Source organism: Rubripirellula tenax, from assembly GCF_007860125.1.
Lineage (GTDB): Bacteria > Planctomycetota > Planctomycetia > Pirellulales > Pirellulaceae > Rubripirellula > Rubripirellula tenax.
This window is the reverse complement of sequence record NZ_SJPW01000003.1, coordinates 591,979-615,800: the sequence shown is the minus strand read 5'-3', so window position 1 is coordinate 615,800 and position 23,822 is coordinate 591,979. Positions and strand designations below refer to the sequence as shown.

2 protein-coding genes (1 of these 2 running past the window's edge) are annotated in these 23,822 nt (G+C 59.5%); one reads left to right on the top strand and one right to left on the bottom strand.

Annotated features, from left to right (window positions below; genetic code table 11):
- Window positions 1-21,591: the 3' portion of a CARDB domain-containing protein gene (locus Poly51_RS13020; RefSeq protein WP_146458124.1), read on the top strand. Its footprint begins 14,448 nt before the window's first position; the window shows 21,591 of its 36,039 coding nt (coding positions 14,449-36,039); its start codon lies beyond the left edge, outside the window; its stop codon occupies window positions 21,589-21,591.
- On the opposite strand, the gene Poly51_RS13015 is transcribed toward Poly51_RS13020, so the two are convergent.
- Entirely contained in the window at window positions 21,588-23,822 is a 2,235-nt protein-coding gene (locus tag Poly51_RS13015) for an amino acid permease (RefSeq protein ID WP_246114467.1), read from the bottom strand. The genes Poly51_RS13020 and Poly51_RS13015 overlap by 4 nt on opposite strands.

Below are 23,822 nucleotides of genomic sequence, written 5' to 3'. Positions count from 1 at the left end.
CAATCCGTCGGCATCGGCGCCGTCCAGTACAACGCCGCATCTCGCACCAGCGAATTGTTGTTCGAGTCGCTCGCACCGGCCGAGTACGAACTTCGTGTTGCCCCGTCCGTCGAAAGCGAACAGGGGATCCCGATCGGCGGCAGCGGATTCTCAACAACGTTCCGTGTCTTTGAAGACGTTTCGATCAGCACCAGCGTTTCCTACTCAGCAACTCGCGTCAACCGAGCCGACGGCACGCTGTTGTTCGACGTCATCGTTAACAACACCGCCGACTTTGACATCGCCGGTCCGATCAACATCATCTTCGACGAACTTGGCGATGACTCAGTCATCTTCTTTGGCAACGACGGCGCGCCCGCCGATGCCAACGGCTTCCAAGTCCTCGGCGATGGCACCGTGTTGGCCGGGGGCACGTCGTCGCTGCCGCAAACGGTCGTGATCGCGAACCCGAACTTGCTGGACTTGAGTTTCGATCCGCGAGTGCTGGCAACGCTGCCGCCGAACATGTTGCCGGAATTTGAATCACAGCCGGGGCTGGTCGCCGCGGCCTCGGCCGAATACGAGTACATGGCGTCGGCGTCCGATCCCGACGGAAACCGGATCACCTACGTGCTAACCGATGCACCGGATGGCGCGTCCGTCAATCCGGCGACCGGGGAAGTATCGTGGATGCCGACACGCGGATCGTCGCCGCAGAGCAGGTTCGAGCTGCGTGCCTACGATGCCCGCGGTGCCTTTGAACGTCAAACTTGGACGGTTGACGTCAGCGGTGCCAACCGCGCACCGATCATGGCGCCCGTGGGCGAGCAGTTCGCCACCGAGGGCGACTTGATCGAGATCCCGGTCAGCGCGTTCGATCCTGATGGCGACGCATTGTTCTACTTTGCCGACAATCTGCCCGCCGGCGCGGTCTTCGATTCGGTCGGCCAAGCGTTGCGATGGCGACCGGGCGGCGATGACGCAGGCGTTTACGAAGGCGTGAAGCTGATCGCCAGCGATGGCTTCGTCGAAACCAGCGTGTCGTTCGACATCGTCATTGCCAACAACAACATTTCGCCGACACTGGCGCCGGTCGCCGATCGCACGATCAACGAAGGCGATGCGATCACGTTCCGGTTGTTCGGCCAAGACGAGGACGGAGATCGGTTGCGATACGTATCACCGAATTTACCACCGGGCGCGTTCTTGGATCCGAACACGGGACTGTTCGAGTGGACGCCCGGCTTTGATCAACACGGCGTGTTCGACTTGCGGTTCTTCGCCGACGACGGAACTTCGTTGACTCAGGTGACATCGACGCTAACGGTCAATAACATCAACGGCGCCGTTGCGTTCCCCGCGATCAATGAGTTCACGATCTTTGAAGGACAACCGCTGCAAGTTCGCGTCGCGGCGTATGATCCCGAGTTCCCCGTCGCTCCGACGAATCCCCTCGCGACCAGCGAAGACTTCTTCGTCGACTTTGAAGGCCTGCTGCCGAACCTGACGTACTCGCACGGCACGTTGCCAGCCGGCGCCACGTTCGATTCCCAGCGTCAGATCTTCGCGTGGTTACCTGGGTTCGATGCCACCGGCGTCACAGAAACTCAGCGCTACGAAATCACATTCACCGCAACCGACGACGGCGATGGAACCGGCACGCCGACCAGCGACACGGTCACGCTGGCCATCAACGTTCGCAACGCCAACTTCCGTCCCGAAATCACAACGATCGAAAACAAGGTCGTACCGGTTGGAACGACATTGGACATTCCTATCCTGGCCGTCGACCCCGACGGTACCGCGATTGCTTTGGACGTCAAAATTGGCCAAGCCACGGCGCTGCCGTCATGGGCCACGCTGACCGACAACGGCGACGGAACGGGAACCCTGTCGGTTTCTCCCCAACCCGGTGATCGTGATGACTACTTGGTGACGGTGACCGCGAAGGAATCGTTCGGCGAAGCGCCACTCAGCGAATCGGTCCAGTTCATTCTGCAAGCGACCAGCCCAAACGAACCACCGAAGCTGGATCCGATCTTTGATTCGGTCGCCTTGGTCGGACAACCGTTCACGTTGGTGTTGAACACAACGGATGCCGACCAAGATCCGTTGACGTTCACGTCCAGCACACTGCCAGCCGGCGCAACGTTCACCGAGGACAGTTTTTATGGACGGGCGACGTTCCAGTGGACACCGGCGGCGGCTGATATCGGCACGACGTCGATCACGTTTGACGTTGTCGACAGCGGCAATAGCGGCGCCGGTGATTTGCTAAGCGATTCACGCAGTATCACGTTGACGGTACGCGACACCAACACGCGGCCGAACCTAGAACCGATCGGTGCGCAAACAGTTGCCGAAGGACAAACGCTTCGCGTTAGCGCCGTTGCCACCGACGCCGAGGATGACAATGTGTTCTTCACCGCGGCGCTTGTCCAAGGTGTCTCAACAACTCGCTTGCCCGTCGGAGTACTTTTCGACGGCGCCAGTGGCGAATTGACATGGACACCTTCTTCGACTCAGGCGGGCACCTATCGCATCCGCATCACCGCATCGGACGGCGCCGGTTCGCGCAGCGATGACGTGGTGATCACGGTCACCAACACCAATCAACCGCCCGTTTTGAACACGCTTCCCAAGCTGTTCGCTCGCGAAGGAGATCAAACTGTTTTCTCGATCAACGGTGGTGATGCCGACGGCGAGCCATTGATTTATGGATACACCGGCGCTGCGATCAACGGATTCAATTTTGATCCGGTGACACGAACCGTCATTTGGGATGTCGACTTCGATTCCGCCGGTACGTACACGCTGCCTTTTGTGGTCAGCGATCCAAGTGGCGGCACCGACACCATCGACGTCGAAGTGCAAGTTTTGCCGACCAATCGTGCGCCTTCGATCGACGCACCCCAGCTTCGCAACGCCCAGATCGGCGAAGTGTTCACGTTATCGATTCCGACGGCGGACCTGGATGGCGATTCGGTAACCCTGACTGCATCCGACTTGCCCGAGGGTGCGACGTTGAACGTGACCGACGGTGTCGGCGTGATCGAATGGACGCCGCAGAGTTTCCAAGCGGGAACTTACACCGTTCGTTTGACCGCCGACGACGGTGCGACCCAAACGCGGCGTGCGTTGACTTTGGTCGCCTCGCTTGAACCCGTCTCGCCTAATCTGCAAGTCGTGTTGACGCCCAGTTTCCCCGCGACACCGGGGCAAACCGTCACCATCGAACCGATCGCCGACAGCGACGTAGCGATCGGCGAAGCAACGCTAACGATCGACGGCAATCCGTTCACCCTAGATGCGCTCGGACGCGGTAACTTCGTCGCGAGCGAGCCCGGACGATACGAAGTCACCGCCACGGTCACCGACATCGAAGGCCGAACGACATCGGTCACACGTCCGATCTTCATCCGCGACTTGGCCGATCGCACGGCGCCACGGATCGAGATCACCGAGTTCGCGCCGCCGATCGTCACCGGCGCGCGCGACATGATGTTCGACATCTTTGACGATGGATTGGCCGAGTACAAAGTCGAGCTGGTTCCACGCGGCGGCGGCGAACCGATCCTGCTGCGAGAAGGCATGACCAGCATCGTTCGTTTGGTCACGATCGATCCATCGAACTACGAAAACGGTTTTTACACCGCGCGAGTGATCGCCAGCGACTTCGGTGGTTTGACTTCGGTGGCCATGTTCGACTTGGAGATCAATTCGGCCGACAAGTCCGGCGCGGTCAACGAATCAGCGTCCGACATGATGCTCACGCTTGCCGGCATCGATGTCGATGTCACTCGATTTTACAGTTCGATCCGTTCGCTCGATGCAGCATCCGATTTCGGAGCCGCCTGGTCATGGCCTCTGGTCGATCCGCGGATCGCAATCGGCGGCGAGGCTAGCCGCGACTTGTTCGCGGGATTGGCCGACGGCACGCGGTTGTACCTGACGCTGCCCAATGGCCAGCGAGTCGGATACACATTCGCGCCGACCGAACTTACTGACACCACCTTCGGCGTCCAAACGTTCCAGCCCGCCTGGACGGCCGACGACGGTGTGACTTGGAGGTTGGACAGTTCCACGACCGCGCCGCTTCGCCGCGCCGGCGGAGCGTACTTCGTCATCGGCACCGGCCTGCCGTACACCGCCCCCGCCTTCACGCTGACCAGCCCCACCGGCACCCGCCACGAAATTACACAAAAGATCACACAAAAGGGGTCAGGAGTCTTTTCGCTGACCCGCATCACCGCAGCCGACCAGTCGACGTCGCTGCGAGTGACCGACAGCGGCATCATCGCCCCGGACGGAACGCGTTTGACGATCGTCCGCGACGGTGACGGTCGCATCAGCGAATTGGTCGGCCCGGAGGGCCAGCAGGTTTTCTATCGCTACGACGATGACGGACAAATGATCGTGTCGATCGAAGCGGCAACGGGTGAGCGGACGTTCTATCGCTATGACGATTCGCAGATTCAGTCGCACCTGGGTGGGACACGGCAGTTGATCGCCGCGCCCGTCACCGGCACGTTGGTCTCCGGTGCAATCGAGCGATACGCATTCACGGTCACCGAAGCGGAGTTGCGGACCAGTCCCACCGGTGGGATTACGATTGGCATCGACGTGGACTCGGTCGATTTCACACCCAGCACCGCTTTGATGACGATCACGCGGCCGGGGACGTACACGTTCGCGGTCAGCGGCGATGCGGCCGGCGACTACCAAGCCAGCATGTACTTGGCCGGTGACGCCAATAATGACGGGAACGTCGATTCGGCCGACAGCGTCTTGGTGAACGCGGCGTTGGGATCGATCACGTCGGATGCGACTTACAATCGCTTGGCGGATTTCGATCGCGACGGCGACGTCGATGCGACAGACCAAGCGGCGTTGTTCGCTTCGTTCGGCTTGGTCACCAACCGAGCGCCCGAAGTCACACCCGAAACGATCCGTTTGTTCGCGGGGACCAGCATCGTCGTTGACGCCGGTGCGTGGACGTCGGACGATGACGGCGACGATACGTTTGCGGTCGTCTCCTCCGATGCGTTGACGGTTCAGCCGATCGGCGGCGGATTGGTGCGGTTGATTGCCGGTGACACGCCGTTAACGGGGACGATGGACGTGGTTGCCGACGACGGGGTGCTTCGAGGCGACGTCGCGCAAGCATCGGTGGAAGTTCTGGTCGCGAGCTTCGTTCGGTTGGAAGTCGTTCGTCGCGATCCAGTCCTAGCCATCGACGGGACCAGTCGCGTGATCGTGCAGGGCGTCCTTGCCGACGGCTCCACGCAGGTCTTGCCCGCGGATTCGTTGACGTTGACGACGACCGATCCGGACGTCGCCGTGGTGACGGACCTGGGCTTGCTCGTTGGGAATCAAGCGGGTGCGACGACGCTGCGAATTGATGCGTTCGGATTGACGGCGGCAACGGCGGTGAACGTCGGCGCGGCCGAGGACCGACTGGTCGACTTCTTTCCCGACGCTTACACGTTGATCCCGGGCGAGTCGCGACAACTGTTGGTGCGGGAGCGGACCGAAGCGGGCGTCGTTGACTTGGCATCGGACGCGTCGACGCGTTACTTCGTCGCCGATCCCTCGCTATTGTCCGTCGATGCGGCCGGACGTATGACGGCGCTGGCGATGGGCACGACGGAGATCACCATCGTTCAATCCGGCATCTCGCAAGTCATTCCCATCTTGATCGACGCCGTGCGAACGGGTGAAGTGATGATCGGGGCCGATGGGGGTGTCATTGGCGATGGCGGCGGCATCATGGTGGCGATCCCGCCGGGCGCGTACGATGAAGCGATCGAGTTGTCGGCGACGGCGCTGACGCCGGCCGACTTGCCGTACACGTTGCCAACCAATTGGAATTTCGCAGGCGGAGTTCAACTTAACTACGGCGACCGCGAAGCCGACTTGCCCATGAGCGTCGCGATCCCCGCGCCGACGGGCAGCAATCCCGGCGACGTTGCGTACTTGTTCCAGCCCGTCGATGTGACGTTGGAAGACGGTACGATCAGTCGTTCATGGATCGTGATCGATTCGATGATGATCGGCGACGACGGCGTTGCGCGAACCACGTCCCCGCCAAACATTGGCGTGGCGGCGCGGACGGCAACGCAGTTTGGGCAACACTTCCGCCCGTCGATCACCGGCGCGATGTTCATGGCATTGCCCAACGCGGCCACGCTGGCGGCGCTTAGCGGTGACGTCGCGTTTCGAGCGAGAACCAATCCGGTGATCGTGCAAGTCAGCGACGTGTTTGGCGGCAGCGGCGAAGAATCGTACTACCAAGGCACCGGCGTGTTAGGGGACACGTTCGTTCCGATCATTCCGGATTTTCGCATCCGAGTCAACGTGTTGGAATCGGATTTCGATCGATTGAAGATTCTGTCGACGACTGAGGTCTTGGCCGACGCGAACGAGATTGTGCAGTTGTTGCTGCCCACGGTGCCGCGCGTGACGTACTCCGCACCGACGCCGACGATCGTGGTCAGTCAGTTGAAGTTTGGTGACGTGGAAGGACAGACCGGTCCGTTCTTGGAACTCGATGGTAAGTTCCTTTTGGCCGAGGACGAAACGACGCCGAGGGATTCGCTGATCGGCACGCGTATCGACGACCTTTTCGTGACGCTGGAGATCGGCGGTCGCGACAATGATTCCATGGTCGTCGGCGGTGCCGATGTTGAGATCGGACCCGACAATATCTTTGCCGGTGAAGACGACAAGATTTTGGTTCGCATTCCGCGCGGCGCGCCGCTGAGTTTCGCTCGGGTGACCGTCACGCGAAAGCAAGAGGCGCCGCTAGACGGACGCTTTCGCGTCATCGAAGTGCCCAGCAATCCGGTCGAGTTCTTGGTCGAGTCGCGGTTTGGCTTTGTTCTCAATGGAGCCGATTCGACGGTGTCGGTGTTGGACCTGTTGGCGACCGAACCGATCGGCGAAACGATCAAGGCGGATCCTCGCGAGATCGCGCGGATCACGCTGGGCACCGACATCGTTGACGCGGGGGCGTTTGCGCCGCAAAAGTCTGCGATCACCGCCGACGGAACTCGGCTGTACGTCACCAACGCGGCGCGCGGCTCGATTTCCGTGATCGACACCGTCGCGTTTCAAGAGATCGATACGATCCCCGACGTGATCGGGGATCCGGATGCACTGATCCCGGTCATCACGCCGGAAACCAAAGGCGTGCAGGGAATTCCGCTTCCCATCGGTGCCAGCCCGTTTGACTTGACCGTCGATCCCGATAATCGGTTTGTCTTTGTGACCGATCGCAATCACGGTAGCGTTTACGTGATTGATATCGATCCGTTCTCGCGAACGTTCCACACGGTCATCCAAACGTTGTCGCTCGGTGGTTCCGCCGGCAACCTGACGCCGATGGGGCTGCGCGGGATCGCGGTCTCGGCCGATCGCAAGCAGGTTTATATCGCCGCGCCGTCGGCCGACTTGTTCCGCGGCGACGCGGGTGGGCCCGGTCGGATTCTGGTCGCGACGTTGTTGTCGATCCCGCAGCGTCGACGCGAGATTAATGACGCGATCGACGATCAAGAAGATCTCGCCGAAGAATTACGCGAAGAAATCGTCGTCGACCCGTTGGTCTTCGATGCGACGCTGCCCGAGTCGATCATCGAGTATGGCAAAGGTGTCTACGACATCTCACCGACCAGTGATCCGGCCGTGATGGTCGTGACGGACCGAGTCAACGATCGGGAAGGCGTCGGCATCATTCGCCGTGAAGTGACGCAGGACGACAAGGTTTCGTACGACGTGTTGCCAATCAACCTGACGCCGTTCGGCCTGAACCCACGTGAGGGCCGCGGCGTTCAAGCATTCGGGATCAGCAACGCGCAGGGCGTCGACTTCGTGCCAGCCGATGCGTACAAGGACGCGATCGGATCACACCCGTCTTATCTGGTCATCAGCGGCTACAACGCGGACAACGCCCCTTTGGATTCAAAGAAGAATCCCGAACTCGGACCGTTCTTTGCCAGCTATCCCGGTCCGAATCCGGATCCCGACGCGTCGATTCGCTCGATCACGCAGGAAACGCAAACCAGCGTCGTCAACGGCACCTCGGTGACTCAGACCGTAACCATCAACCGTGCTCGCCAGTACGCCGTCGGCGCGGGTAGCAACCTAGGATTTATCCGCAATCCGCTGGGCAACTTCGATGATCCGTTGACGGTACCGCGTTTGGTCGCCGGCACCAATCCGGTCTTGGGCGGGTTCGCCGACGACGTGACGATCACCGCGCAAGGTTACGCAATGGTGTCGATGCAGCGGTACGACGCCGTGTTCGCTTACAGCACTCCCGAAGCGATCAAGGCCATCGAGATCGCCGCCGCCGCGGGTCCCAATCCGGTTGGCCAAGTCGTGTCCCAGTACGCCGACGTTCCGGCGGAGTTGGAATCGTTGGTCAACGGTCCGCTGGGGCAAATCCCAATCGACCAGATCTATCCGTCGATGCTGGTCGCCGCCAGCTTTGGGTACTTCTTCGACGGCAACAACACCGGTTACGGCGTCCCGACGATCGGACCGACGGGCGAAGAACCCAACCAGTTCGGGCCAATCCCGGTGGGAAATCTACCCCGCGGTATCGAAAGCCAACCCGAACAGTTCGTTCCGGAATTGCGATTGCAGCCAACGCCCTACACGTCCGCGTCGACATTGCAATCGTTCCCTGGCGAGACACAAACCGTCGAAGCGGGTCGGACCTCGCAAGTCGAAATTCACACCGGTGCGATTCACGAGACTCATTCGTTGGTGTCGTATCAGTCGCAAGAAGCCACGCGCGGTTTGGTCCTGCACTACGATTCGCTCCGCGCCGAACCAAGACCGCTGGCGTACTTCGGGCTGGCGAATCTAAGCAGTGCCGATGACGACGAGAAACTGGTCGTTCGAGCCACCGCGTCGTTGGGTGATCAGTCGTTTGCGGCCACGTCCGGGTATGAACCCAAGCCCGGTGAGTCGGCCGTTGGCTATCGCGGCGACGAGCATTTCTTTGCTATCGACACTCTTCAATTGACTAACGGTTCGATCGCGGGCGGTTCGTTGCTGTTGGACCTCAGCGACGCGCCGACCGGCGCGTACGACTTGGCGTTTGATTTTGGTTTATTCAAAGAGTCCGCGGCCGGTTGGGTCGACGGGAACTTTCAAACCGAACGTGAGTTTTTGCCGGTCGTGAACCTGCGCGACAGCGAGTTCGGCGCGGGCTGGTCCATCGAAGGCCTGATGCGAATCTACGAGGTCGACGGCGTGTTGCTGTTGGTCAACGGCAACGGCACCGAACAGATCTTTAACCCGCCGCAAACCGTCGGCGATCCGTACACACCGGTGACGCTCGACCGAAGCGTGCTGCGTAGGAACGCTGATGGCACCTACGTTCGTGAAATGATCGACGGCAGCGAAGAACGTTACCAAGGCGATGGACGATTACAGTCCGTCGTCGATCGCAACGGCAACGCGACGACTTACGAGTATAACGCCGACGGTATCACCAAGATTATCGATCCGGTTGGATTGGAAACCAAATTCCAGTACAGCGGTAAACGAATCAGCACGATCACTGATCCGGCGGGGCGTGTCACGCGGTTGACGCACAACGGCAAGCAACTGACCTCGATCACGGATCCGGACAGTTCCGAGCGATCATTCGGCTATGACCTGAAAATCCCCACCGATGAATTGGTTGAACCGTACGAATATTTGCTGACTGACATCACGCAAAAACGCGGTAACGACGCAAGCGAAACGTTCGAGAGCACATTTAAGGAAACGATCTCGTACGATGACTTCGGTCGCGCCAGCGGTGGCACGCGGATCGATGGACAGACGTTCGCTCTCACGCCCGGTCAAAAGAAAGCGGCCTTCGAGCCCGAACGGACGTCTGATCCGAACACTGCGCCAACGGTGGTCGACTTCTTGGCCCCGCCGCCGCATCAAGCCAGCATCAACGCCGCTCGCATGAAGTGCGGACTGCCGCCCGAAGCCACCCAGGGTTCGACGTTCACCGCCGAAGCGATCTACACCGATTTCGACGGCGTCAAGCAGACTTTCCAGATGAACGGGTTCGGCCAATTCATTCACGTTCAGGACGAAAGCGGCAGTGGCGATCAGCCCGGCCGCGCGTTCGGTCGCGATGCGGCAAACGGTTTGATCAGTGTGACGGTCGACCAAGTCGGCAACATCGTCTGCAGCACGTTCGACGAGTTCGGCAACACGCTGACGCAAACGGATTTCCCCGATCCGCAAAGCTCGAGTGGGGTGACGACGACTTACAAGTACGAAAACAGTGACTTCAAGAGCACGTGGACGGAGAAAGTCGACGGCGTCGGCCGAAAGGTCGTTCGCGTTTTGGATAACGACGGAAACATCACTTCGCAAACGATCAGCACCACTGCGGCGCTGCCGCAAGGCAACCCGCAATCGTCAACGACGACGTGGACGTACTACCTAAGTGGTCCCGCTGACGGGTTGCCGAGCTCGAAGACCGATCCGATCGGCATCCTGACGTCTTACTCGTACGACGCTTATGGACGTCTGACCGATACGACGTATCCCGACGGCGTCGCAATGCGGTCGTATACCGATTTGTCTGGTAACGTGACCGGGATGACGGACCCCGACGGTTTCGAGTCGACGATGGCGTATGACACGATGAACCGGTTTGAGTCGTCCAGCGTCACCGTGTCCATCGACGGCGTGACGTACACCGAATCGGCCGACTACGACGCCGCAGGCAACCGGACCGAGTTCGTTGATCGAAACAATAACGTGACTCGGTTCAAGTTCGATGAGTTCGACCGACCGATCGAGCAAGTCGATTCGTTTGGCGACTTGAACGCCAAGACAGAATTCGCGTACGAGTTTGGCGACATGACGTTGGCCGGCGGCGCAAGTGTCGAAAACAATCCGGACTTCAACTATCGCTACGTTCGCGATCCGCTCGGCCGCGTCACGTTGATGGTGGAAGACCGCAACGGCAACCCGCGCCAGAGCGTCGATGCGATCGGACGTGTGACTTCGTTCGGCTACAACGCGGCGTATCAATTGACGAGCGTTAGCTTGCCCAACGGCGGCAGCATGGTGATCACCGTCGACGGACGCGGACGGCAAACCAGCAGCACCGGGCCGACGACGGAAGTCACCCAATACGAGTACGACGAAGAAAATCGTTTGAAGAAACAAACGATCAAAAACTCGCGGACCGGCGATCAAGTCACCCTGTTTGAATACAACCTATTCGCGACGCCTGCCAAGATCACCGCCGCCGATGGCGTGGTGTCGTTGATCGAGCATGACGCATCCAATCGCCAGCGAAAGATCATCGAAAACTTCGGTGGTGCCGCGGACGAAGTGAAAACGACGACGCACGACTTGGACGTGCAAGGACGACCGACGCTCACGACCGTCAACGGCGTTGCCGAAACGATTTCGACGTATTTCCCGAGCGGACGATTGAAATCGGTTCGGAACGCCGATCTTGCGGTTTCTTCGTACGTCTACGATGAACTCGGACGGATGGTGACCGGAACCGACGCCGAGGAGGTGCTCACGCACTACATCTATGACGGCAACGGCAACCGCACGGCGATCGTCGACGGTCGAGCCGAAGGGAATCGCGACGACACGACCTATCGTCACTCGTCGACGTACGACGGACTCAGCCGGATCGTCACCGAATCGGATCCGCTGGGAAACACGGCTCGCTTTGATTACGACTTGGTCGGCAATCGCACGCTACTGGTCGATCCTCGGTCGGTCAACGATTCGCCCATCCAAACGCAGTACACCTATGACGATGCGAACCGACTGAGGGTGATGACCAACGCGCAAGGCCGCACGACGACGTACACCTATGACATCGGCGGCAACATCGAAAAAATCGATGCGCAGCGTCTGACCGTCGATGGCATCGTCGTCGACACGGTCGTTCATAAGTTCGATCGCAGCAATCGCCGCGAGTACACGATCGATGCCGCCAGCCAACGGGTCGATTTCAAATACGACCAAGTCGGCAATCTGATCGAGATCAAAGACGGGCGAGGCGAAGCCGCTAAGACAACGTTCAAGCACGACAAACTTAACCGTGTCGAATCTAGCACGATGGCGGCGGGATCACCGATGAAGGCAACCAGCCGCATGGAGTACCATCCGCTGGGCATGGTTCGCCGAACCTTTGACGCGCTCAACCGCGAAACGCTGACCACGTTCGATAACTTGTTCTTCACCGAAACCGTGACCGTCGCCAACAACACGGAGAAGCCGGCGACGACGACATATGACTACGACAAGGTTGGCAACTTGCTGTCGATGACCGATCCGCGGGGTGCGTTTTACACCACCACGTTCGGTTACGACAAAACCAACCGCACGACCAGCATCAGCGGACCGACGGGCACTCCCGACGATCCGAAACCGTACGACATCACGATCGACTATGACGAGATCGGAAACGTCATTCGTCGCACCGATCCTCGCGGCGACGGCTTGGAAATGCGGATGGAGTACGATGCGGCCGGTCGGCTACTGGTCTCCTACGATCAACTCGACCAGGAAACCAAGTATTTCTATGATGCGACTGGCAACGTAACGCGGATGGAGTCACCGTCGCTGGACGGCGAAAACGCGGCGGTGCTGGTGACCGCGTACGACAAGTTGGGTTTCCGTGAGAGCGTTTCGGACAGCCTGGGCCACACGACCTGCTTCGTCAACGATGACAACGGCCAAGTGATCGCGATGGTCGACCCGCGCAGCGGTCGCAGCGATTGCGTCGGCGCGGCCAGCGACGCCGATTACGTCACGCGGATGTACTACGACGGCGTCGGACGAAGGATTGCGGCGGTCGATGCTTTGGGTAACCGCAGCGAGACAGAGTACGATGTGCTGGGCAATGTAATCTTACAAATCGATCCCCGCACGTTCGACGCGGCCACGCCGGGACGATTCCAGACGACGTACGAATACGACTTGCTGGGACACCTGACCTTGTCCACGCACGGCGTCGGGCCGCAGGGCGTCGATGAGTTGGCGGTCGAAAAGTTCGAGTTCGATCAAGTCGGGCGATTGCTGCGTTACGAAGACCCTCGTGGGCCGCAGTTCTTTACCGCGAACACCTACGACGCACTGGACCATTTGCAAACGACAACGGTCGGCCTGGGCGATGAATCCGGCGGTTCGCTGGTCACGAAGACGCAGTATGACTTGGTCGGCAACCTGATTCGATCGACCGATCCGCGAGGCGACTACCACACCAACGAGTATGCCTACGACGCTGGCAACCGATTGATCCGCGTCACCGAACCGACCGGCAGCGAAGACAACCCCGGCCCGGTCGCCGTCACCCGATTCACGTATGACGAAGCCGGCAATCTGTTGTCCGAGCAAGATCCGCGGGGCGCTTACTTCACGTCCACCTTTGTGCCCGACGAACTCGGCCGCATCAAGGAAAGTTCGGTGCCGCAAGGCAGTCCCGAGTTTCCGATGGACGCCGCCATCACGCGCTACGACTTCCATCCCGGCGGAACCGTCTCTCGGGTGCATTACCCTCGTGAGGTCGCCGGCGAAGACATCCCGCCGATGACCTATCGCTACGATTCGGCCGGTCGCCAAGTCGGAATGACCAACACGATCGGCGCGGTCACCGACTATGTCCTGGATGCGATCGGCAACATCGAAACGATCACGGAAGTCGGCGATGGAACGACGCCGACTCGCGTGACAACGCTCAGCTACGACCAACTCAACCGCGTGTTCCGCATCATTGATGCGGCGGGCTACGAAACGCTGACCACCTTCGATTCGATCGGCAACGCAATCAAGACTGAAGGACCGTTTTCCAACGACGATGGTCGGTCGACGCTAACGCGGACGTTTGATGGACGATCGCTGGTCCGAACCGAAACCAATGCGGAAGACAACACGACAACGTATGACTACGACTTGGCCGGCAACCGAACACGCATCGGCGATCCGCGCGGGGCGTGGGCCGATTCGTTCTTTCAATACGATGGAGCCGGTCGGCTGATTCAAGTCGAACGTCCCAGCGGCAGCGAAGATCAACCGGGACCGACGCTGACGTACAGGATGGCGTACGACGGTGTCGGCAATGTCATCGAGTCCGTCGATCCGCGAGGGGACGCGTTTGCGTCGTTCACCACGTTTGACCACCGCGGCGAAGCGCTGACCGTGCAGACCGCATCGGGGGATGCGGATTCGCCGACATTGGAAATGGATGCTTACGAATACGACGTCGCCGGAAACTTGGTCCGCCATGTCGACCCGCGAGGCGAAGTTTACGCGACGACTTACCAAGTCGACGCGGCCGGCCGTCGGTTGTCGACCACGTACGCGGTGCTGTCCGAACATGGCACGCCGTCGGTCACCGAAACGCATCGCTACGACGTGGAAGGCAACTTGATCGAGCACGTCGGCATCGGCGGGCCGCTGTACGTGACGACGAACCAGTACGATGGACTGGGACGTTTGATCCGAACCGTCGATCCGGTGGGGGAAGAGATCGTTTTGACTCGCGACCGTTTTGGCAATGTCCTAAGTAGCACCGATGTTTACGGCACGTCCACCAGCACCTACGACGGGCTCAATCGGCTGCTTACGTCGACCAATGCGGAAAACGAAACGACTCGCTACGACTACCTTGGCGGCGGCTTGCGAGTCCAGATGACCGATCCGCTCGGCCGGCAAAGCTTTACCCTTCGCGACCGTTTGGGACGCGTCACCGAGTCGATCGATGCGGTCGGAAACGCTTCGACGACCAAGTACGACGCCACTGGAAACGTGATCGAGATCGTCGACCGAAACGGCAACATCAGCCGCAGCGTTTACGACGCCCGTGGCATGGCACTTTCGGTGACTCGCGGCTTCGGTTCGCCCGACGCGATCACGATGAAGTACGAGTACGACGAATTGGGGCGAAAGGTCGCCGAGATCGATCCGCGCGGCGAATACTTCCGCACCGAACACACCTATGACGCTCGCGGTCGTTTGGTCCAGACGCGTCGTCGCGCCGGAACGCCCGACGATCAAGGCGTTGGGTCCCCGGGCGAAGACGACTGGATCGTTGAAAAGTACGAGTACGACGGCGTCGGAAATCTTATTTCCAAGACGCCCGGTCGCGGCGAGTTCTACAAGATCACCAACACCGTCGACGGACTCGGTCGCATCACGTCGATGACGCACCAAACCGGAACGCCGGACGATCCGCGGCTGGTACGCGAAGAGTTTGTCCAGAACAACGTCGGTCAGATCATCGAAAGCACCAACGCGCTCGGCCACAAGATCACTCGGCAATACGACCGCGTCGGACGTGTCACCAACGAAACGATCGTCCGCGATGGCGTCGACGACTTGGTCAACACTTGGCGCTACATTGATACGCCGGATGGTTATCAAATCGAACAGACCGACGCGGCTGGACAAGTGTCGTTGGTGACGGATTATGACAAGGCGCAGCGGGTCGTCAAAATCGATCCCCGCGTCGGCGAAACGCAAACGATCCAGTACGACGACGCAGGCAACATCGAAACGACCACCGTCGGCGCGATCACGCGGCGTTACGTCTACAACGATCTGGACCGAGTCGAATCGGAATCCGACGATGCCGGTAATTCGGTCAGGTACACGTACTTGCCAAACGGCAACATCCGCACGAAACAGGACAGCAGCGCCGATGGTCCGTACACGTACACCTACAACTCGCTGGATCAACAGACCATCATCAGCGAGCCCGACGGCGGACTGACGCGGTTGGACTACGACGATGCGGGCAACTTGAACCAGATCATCGACGGCGAAGGCAACATGACCACGTTCGTGTTCGACGCGATGCACCGTGTTGTCAGCGAAACAAACGAATTCGGAGCGCGCTCGTTCGCGTACGATCCCGAGGGCAACGTCGTCAGTTACGTCGACCGCAATGACCGAACGGTAACGCGCAGCTACGACGGCAACCATCGAATGCTGACCGAGTCCTGGTCCAACGGCGACGACGATTCACTAGGCGGTTTGTCGTTCACGTACGACGCGATCGGACGGATGACGTCGGCCGATGGCGGTTCGGGGACAGTCAACACGTTCAGTTTCTCCGGCGATGCCAGCAGCCGAATCGAATCGACCCAAACGACTCTCTTGGCGGGTACACCGACGTTCACGACGGGGCTGAGCTACAACGCGATCAGCCAAGTCGATGCGTTCTCCGTCGATTTCGGTTCGTCGATCGGTGTGGTCGCGGAAGCTTTCACCTACGATTCCAACAACGATCGTTTGCGTGGGATCCGCCAGACCGGCACCAGTGTTGCGACCAAGTCCGTCGAGTTCGACTATCACGAAAACGTGCCGGTCTATTCGCAAGTTCGGCGGTTCAACGATGACACGCTTTTGCTAACGACCAACACGGTGCTGAACGATCGCCATCTGATCGAACAGATCGAACACTTGGCCGGTGCCAGCGCCATCAACCGGTACAACTACACCTTCGACAGCGACGACCGAATCAAAACCGTCACGAACTTGTACGGTCAATCGACGTACGATTACGACGACGCGGGACGCCTGTTATCGGTCGATCACACCGACCCGCTACGGCCCGACGAATCGTACGCGTTGGACGACGCGGGCAATCGCACCGAATCGTCGGTTCACGACACCTACGCGTACGGATCGCAAAATCGTTTGTCGACCGACGGCGTGTTCAACTATGAATACGATAACGAAGGCAACTTAGTTTCGCAGACCGTCATCGATGGCGGTGACAAGACGACATTCACGTGGGATCACCGAAATCGTTTGGTTGCCGCGACGACGGTGGACTCCGGCGGCGTGCTGACTGAAGTCGTCGAACTCGGCTACGACGCGCTCGATCGACGCGTCTGGAAACGAGTCGACCCGGACGGTGTCGGGATCAAGGGCACGACTTGGCGAGGCTATCTGTACAACGACCAGGACGTGTTGCTGGAAATCGTCGACGTCGATGGCATTGGGACGGGCGACGAACCGGTCATCGATGTCGTCTACTTGCACGGCGGAGCGGGCGACACGCCGCTGGCGCAAGATCGTGGCGGCGAAGTGTTGTGGTTGCTGCCGGACATCGCCGGCACGGTCGCGGACATCGTCAACGTCGATCAAGAACTGGTCGACCACATTCGCTACAACGCCTACGGAAGCATTACGTCACGGACCGACGACGAAGTTCTGAACCGTTACTTCTTTGCCGGCCGCGCGTACGAGGACGAACTGGGTTGGTACCAGATGCGGCGGCGTTACTACGATCCGTCCAACGGACGTTTCATCAGCACCGACCCGTCGGGCTTCACCTCGTCGGAGCCGAATCTGTATCGCTATGCGATGAACGATCCGGTCAACATGGCCGACCCAACGGGACTGACCGCGACCGCGATCCAAAATCCGTTCAGCGATTCGATGCGTGCGATCAGTGGTGATCGCGCGAACCAAAAACTGGCGTGGGAACAGTCCAACACGGTCAGCGTGTTCGGTTCCCCGTTCAACGTGGCGACGTTTGGAACGGGCGTAGTCAAGGATGCCATGGAACAGATTCCCGCGATCGCGACGTCTCTTGCTCCGGCGATCCCCGTCATCGGTCCCGCTATCGGGCTGGGGTTGTTGGCCTACGGGACGAAGAAGGGAATCTCTGACCTGTACGGCAACGCCAAAAAAGACGACTACGATCGTCGATTGCTGTTGGTCGATGCCAGCAAGATCCTGGTTGGTGTCGTCGCGGCGCGTTTCGGTGGACGCACCGGCGCGTACCTAGGATTCAGCAGCAACGTTGCCGACACCGCAGCCGCGTTCGCGTTCGAGCCGACTTTTGATTCGCGTTGGGCGCGAGTGCAAGGAGCGGCGATCGGTCTGGCAGGAGACCTCGTCGGTGCGGCCCACATGGGCGGAAATAACCACGGAGGAATTCTGAAACCGCGCAGTGCCCGGCGTCAAGCTCAAGAGATCGCGGTCGAATTTCGCACCGCGGGTCGCCAAATCGCAAAGGACGCGGTCAGTGTTCGCAACAGAGTTTCGGCGGCGACCAAAACCTTCTTCGATCTAAAGTCCGATGTCGGCCGTCTGTCCGAATACAACGCCACGGCCAGCCCGAACACATCCTCCAACGCGGGCAACCGTTCGACCAGTTCGGGCGGCGCGGTCGCGCCGCCGTTGTTGCAAGCCAACACGTTTGAAAAGGTTGCGATCGTTCGTGGCAGCCGAGAATATGACGCGATGGACTTGGCGGCCCGCACGATCAGTGAGGCGGGGGTTGAAGCCCAGGGGTCGCTGGGGCGGATGATCGGCGATCCCGATAACAACATTTCACCCGCGGACGCCGCCCGTTGGCGACAAACCGAATCGGCATTGATCAATGATGCTACGCGAACCGATTTCCTGAATCCCGGAAGAGGTCCGATCGAAGTGGATAGTCGGTTCTTGGACAGTTTGCAGAACGTGCGGAAGGGGGAAGCGATTCGTTTGTCGATGAACGAGATCATCACCCAGAACGTCAACAGCAGCTCACTTTACAAACGCGTCTTTAATAGAATGGTCCATGAAGCGATTCGGGGAACCGGGGCACGATTGGATCCGGACACCTTTGCCAGTGTCCGAGACCAGGCGATCGCGATGCATCAATCCGCGCTGATCGATAGCGGCATCGAAGGGTTTCGGACGTTGTCCAAACCATTTTCGCATCAAGACGTTCGCGAAGCTCTGCCCGACATGATCCGTCGCAACGAAGCCGAGCAAACGTATCGAAAGATCTCGACGGTTGAGGATGCAAGGATGCGGATGGGCATGGCGGAGGCGGCAATCGCGTCGGGCCGCGCTACTCGCGACGACTTGCGTTTAGCGGAGATCCTGCCAAATCACATCGATACATTGATTAAACAACGCGCGGCAATCGCCGTCTATCAGCGAAACATGCAGCATTACTTCCCCAATGGAAAAGACGGCGCGATGGCGTCGCCGCTAGCCGCCCATCGGTACCAACAAGCCGAAGCATTGCACACCATTTTGAAAGATCATCCCTTTACTTTTGAAGGCCCCTTTAACCACCTCGCCAACCGGCTGCTCAAGACATCCAACGATTCCTTCGAGCACATTCTGGACACACCCTTCACAAATCGCGAACAATTGACCGAGCTTGCCGACTTGGTCCGTGGCATCAATAATGGGGATACGAAAATCACGGATCTGCCGCAGGGTGACGTGGTGGCATTGATGCTTCAAGGCACCGCCGGGGCGACGCTAACGCAAATTGCTTATCGCGCCGGATTTGTCAAAGACGTGTACTCGGGTAACACGACTCGCTTGGCGGAAACGCTCAGGCGACCGCTTGAGGCCTGGCGAACACTTGCGGACTTGACGAAGAGCCCCATGATGCCCGGCTCGACAGACCTGGACATGGGGCTGATCGTTCGCGGCGGCGGCGACAAACTGCTGAGCATCTTTAAGAAGGCCGACGTCACTTTCCCCAATGGATTGACCAAGAAGGGCGTCCAAGGTGGCGCGGCGATTGACTCCATCGTCCGTCAGGCAAGTGCCACCGGGCCGATCGGTCGCATCGCCCGACAAGAGGGTTTGAAGCTGCCGGTCGAATGGTACGTCTACCAAAACGAGTCGCTGGCGAGGATCGCCGATGCATCCGCTGCCATATCGACGCCGATTGCCCGCGGTGGCATCAGCGTCGTCGACAACAACGGGACGCTGCAGATCGTCACCCACTTTTCGCCCTTTCTCGACCCGGCGTTTCGTCAGAGCAATCCGTCGTCGGTCAATGTGTTCGGCAACCTGCACGCCAATCGCTTGGCCCGATCGTCGACCGGAACGATCGTCGCCGCCGCCGACTTTGCACCGCTGGTGGCCGAGGCGCTTCGCGACTGGAACGCCGCCACGTCCAGCGACGTGAATCTGAAACTGAACCTGCACGTCCAGCCGCTCGACGGCACTTCGCTGGGCTACGCGATGGTCAATCAAGTCGACCAATTCGGCCGAGCAACCGAGGCGACGATCGTGCTAGACGATGACGCGGCCGGGCACGGTTGGTTCATCGATTCGACGCCCAGCCAAGACGATGAATTCGACGTCGACGGGAACGCGTGGAGTTTCCAAATCGCCGATCAATTCGACGCGTTGACGGTGATAACGCACGAACTGGGTCACATCAACGGCTTCACGGTCCAGTTTGATGGCTTCGACGACTTGCACGTCGGTTCGCACGATGGACGACGCCACATCACGACCACTCACGGCGACCTGCACTTGGATCCGACCGGCAATGAACTGGACCCGTGGACGCACCCGAACCACTTGATGGCTGGCGCGATCGCACCAGGCGTTCGCAAGTCAATTGATGCGGCCACAGCGGAAGTCATCCAAACCGTGCTCGTGAATTCGCGAACCGGATTCGATTCGTCGATCGTGCTGGGCAACCTGACCGGAAACGTCCCGTTGGGCTTCACGGCGCTGAACGATCACATCGTTGCGATTGACGATGTGCCACGAGGATTGCAAAACGGTTCGTTCGATGGTCCCGCCCCCGCCCAATGGCAGACCGTTGGCAATGTCACTTATACCGAAGGAATCGCAACGATCCGCGAGGACGTCGGCATGGTCAGCGATCTTTCGCAGACATTTGTGGTGCCGGCGGGACTTCGCTCGGTCTCGTTTACGCTCGGCGGCGTTTCGATGGATGTAGCGGGCACGCATCCTTCGGAAGCTTTTGAGGCAGCGATCTTGCGGGCGGTCGAGACAACTTCGGTTGCTGGTGAAATGGTCGGCATGGCCGGGGGCGATGCGGCGTTTAATTTGCAGGCCGATGGTTCTGTGCGATATGCCAGTGGCGTTGTGGTCTCGGGTGCAGCGGCTAGTGGCGACGTCATCGATGTCAATCGTGAGGACATCCGCATCACGTTGCCGGTTCCCCCATCTGCGTCCGGCGAAGCGGTGACGTTGTACTTCGACTTGATCGGGTTCGGTGACGATGCAAGCAGCATCACCGTTAGCGACGTTCGCATGAATTTCAACTTCGGATGGCAGAATCCGATCGATCGCTTCGACGTCGATAACCTGGGTAACGTTACCGCTCGGGATGCACTGCTGATCATCAACGAGTTGGGCCGACAGAGCGTTCACGATCCCGACACTCGCGACTTGTTTGGGATCACCGATGATGTCGGACCACCGCCGTTCTATGATGTGACCGGTGACGGAAAGGTCACGGGGCTGGATGCGTTGCAGGTGATCAACCAAATGGCACGTCTATCAGGTCGCCTGGAAAAAGAGCTGCCCGATTCTTGGCAGAACCCGATCCTGGCTGCCGACGTGAATGACAATGGCACTGTCACAACCGGCGACGCGCTCGTGATCCTGAATGAACTTGCTCGCGGAAGTGTTCACGACAAGGCTGACGGTCGGTTGCACACGATCACAGAAACCGTTCGGCCGGCGCCGTACTATGACGTCGACGGCAACGGCAACATTTCGGCACAGGATGCGCTTCGCGTCATCAACGCGGTGGCTCGACAGGCGAACATCGAACCGGAGGCGACGGACGAAGCGTTGTTGTCGCTGCTGGATGACCGCTAACCGCGACGGCTGATGACGATCACCGGGCACTTGGTTTGCCCGGCGATTTGGCGTGTAAAGCGGCCGAACAGTTTTTGCCGTGGGCCGATTCGCTGGACGCCCAAGATCACCAGCCCTGATTCATCGGCTCGCTCGACCACCGCCGCAATCGCGTCGTCGTGCGACACAACTTCTCGTTCACATCGACCGCCGAAGTTGTCGTAGGCCAATCGATCCAGTTCTTTCTTTGCCCGTTTCAAATCGGCCGCCGACGTGTTAGTGGGAACGACGCGTATAAACTTGACTTCGCAGTTCTGGTTCCGTGCCAGACTGCCCAGCAACCGCGTCAACAGGTAATCGTGTCCACCCCGTCCGGCGACCGGAACCAAAATGCGTTGTTGTTCGACAAGATGCCAATTCTTGGGCGCGCGAAGCACGACGACGTCGGTGTCCAACCGACTTAGCAATCCTTCAATGGGCGTTGCGACGCCCTCTTCGGCGATCTCGCTTAAACCCAACAAGACAGACTCGCACCGGTGCAACCGTGCCACCCGCGCGATCTCTTCCATTGGCGATGCCGCCACCGTGGTCAGCGTTTCGGCGCGAACGCCTTGCCGAACGGACGCGTGGATCAGTTCTCGCTGGACGGCATGGCTACGCTCGGTCGGTTCCGGGTCCTGCTGCGGATCCCAGTCGTGCGGCGCCACCACGATGTTTTGCAACAGCACTCGACCGACAGCGGCCGGCACTAATGTTTCTGCCAGCGCGATCATGGCGTCGGCATTTTGAGGGTTAGCGATCGGCACCAATACAAGCGGCGTGTTTCCGCGCAGTCGTGACAATTCCGGATTCGAAGCGACACTCGATACGTCTCGCAATCTCGCACTACGAGCAAACAGCGTCAAAAACAACAAACCACCGAGACTCAACCAAATGACCGCGATCAATCCGGCTTGAGGAACGGCGATCCCTTGAAAAATTGCCAATCCGATACACGACAAACCACCGACGATTGGGACGGCGGGATACCACGGCGACAAAAACGGTGGTGGGCTAGCTTCGCTGCGCTGACGCACCAAGACGCTCAACCAGTGCGCGATCGCAAAGGTGACCAAGAAAATCAAACTCGATGCCGCACCAGCAGCCGACACATCTGGAAGCGCCAGCACCAACACACACACCAACGCCGATGTCACAATCACCGAAATCGTCGGGATGTTCTTGCCTTTGCTTAGCCGGCTGATCGCGTTTGGCAAAGTTCGATCGCGAGACATTGCCAGCGCGATACGTGACGCGGCAAACAAGTTCGCTTGCAGCGCTGTGAACATCGAAAGCACGGCGGCGACAATCACCAACCAATAACCGGTCGGTCCCAAGAAATTTCTCGCGGCGATAGCGACGATGCCTTCGGGATCTTCGGCCGCGGCCGAAGCGATCGATTGGCCGTCGGTTGTACCCACCGCAACGATGACCGACAACAACGGCATGTAGATCAACAGCGCGATCACCAACGACAGAATCATGGCACGCGGGATGTTTTTTTCGGGCTGCTTGACTTCGCCGCCGACCGCTGCAATCAGATCAAATCCTTGCAGCGCGATGAAGCTGTAACCCATGGCCTGGATCAAACCGCTCAGGCCACCGGCAAAGAACGGACGAAACGCGGCCGAAGTGTCGCCGCCACTTTGGCGTGTCATCGCCCAAAGTCCGCCAAGGATCACGACGCCAAACACAACGACTTTACCGACGTTGGCTGCGTTACCGCCGCCGCCCGTCTTCAGCATCAGGCTGATTGCCAACGTCACCGTGGTTGCGATCGCCAGTGCCGGAACCAACCAGGCTTGGTGCATCCAGGGCAAATCCCAACCCGCCAGCGCCGCCAACTCTTGCAAAAAAATCAAGCCGAAGTGCGCGAATCCCAACGCGTACAAAACGGCCGCGACGATCGACGCGAACCAAACGACCCAGCCGACGGTGAATGCCGATTCGACCGACAGCACTTTTCGACTGAACGTGTACGTGCCGCCCGATTCGGGAAATTTCGACGCCATCTCGGCAAAGCTGAGTGCGGTCAGCAGCCCGATCACACCATTGAGTGCGAACGCAATGATCGCGGACGGTCCGGCGGTCGCGAACGAGACGCCCGCCAACGCCAGAATGCCGCCGCCGACGATCGCGCCGACGCCGACGCCCGTGGCGCCGAACAAACCGATGTGCCGTGACTGGTTCCCCGAGTCTGGATCGGAAGTCAC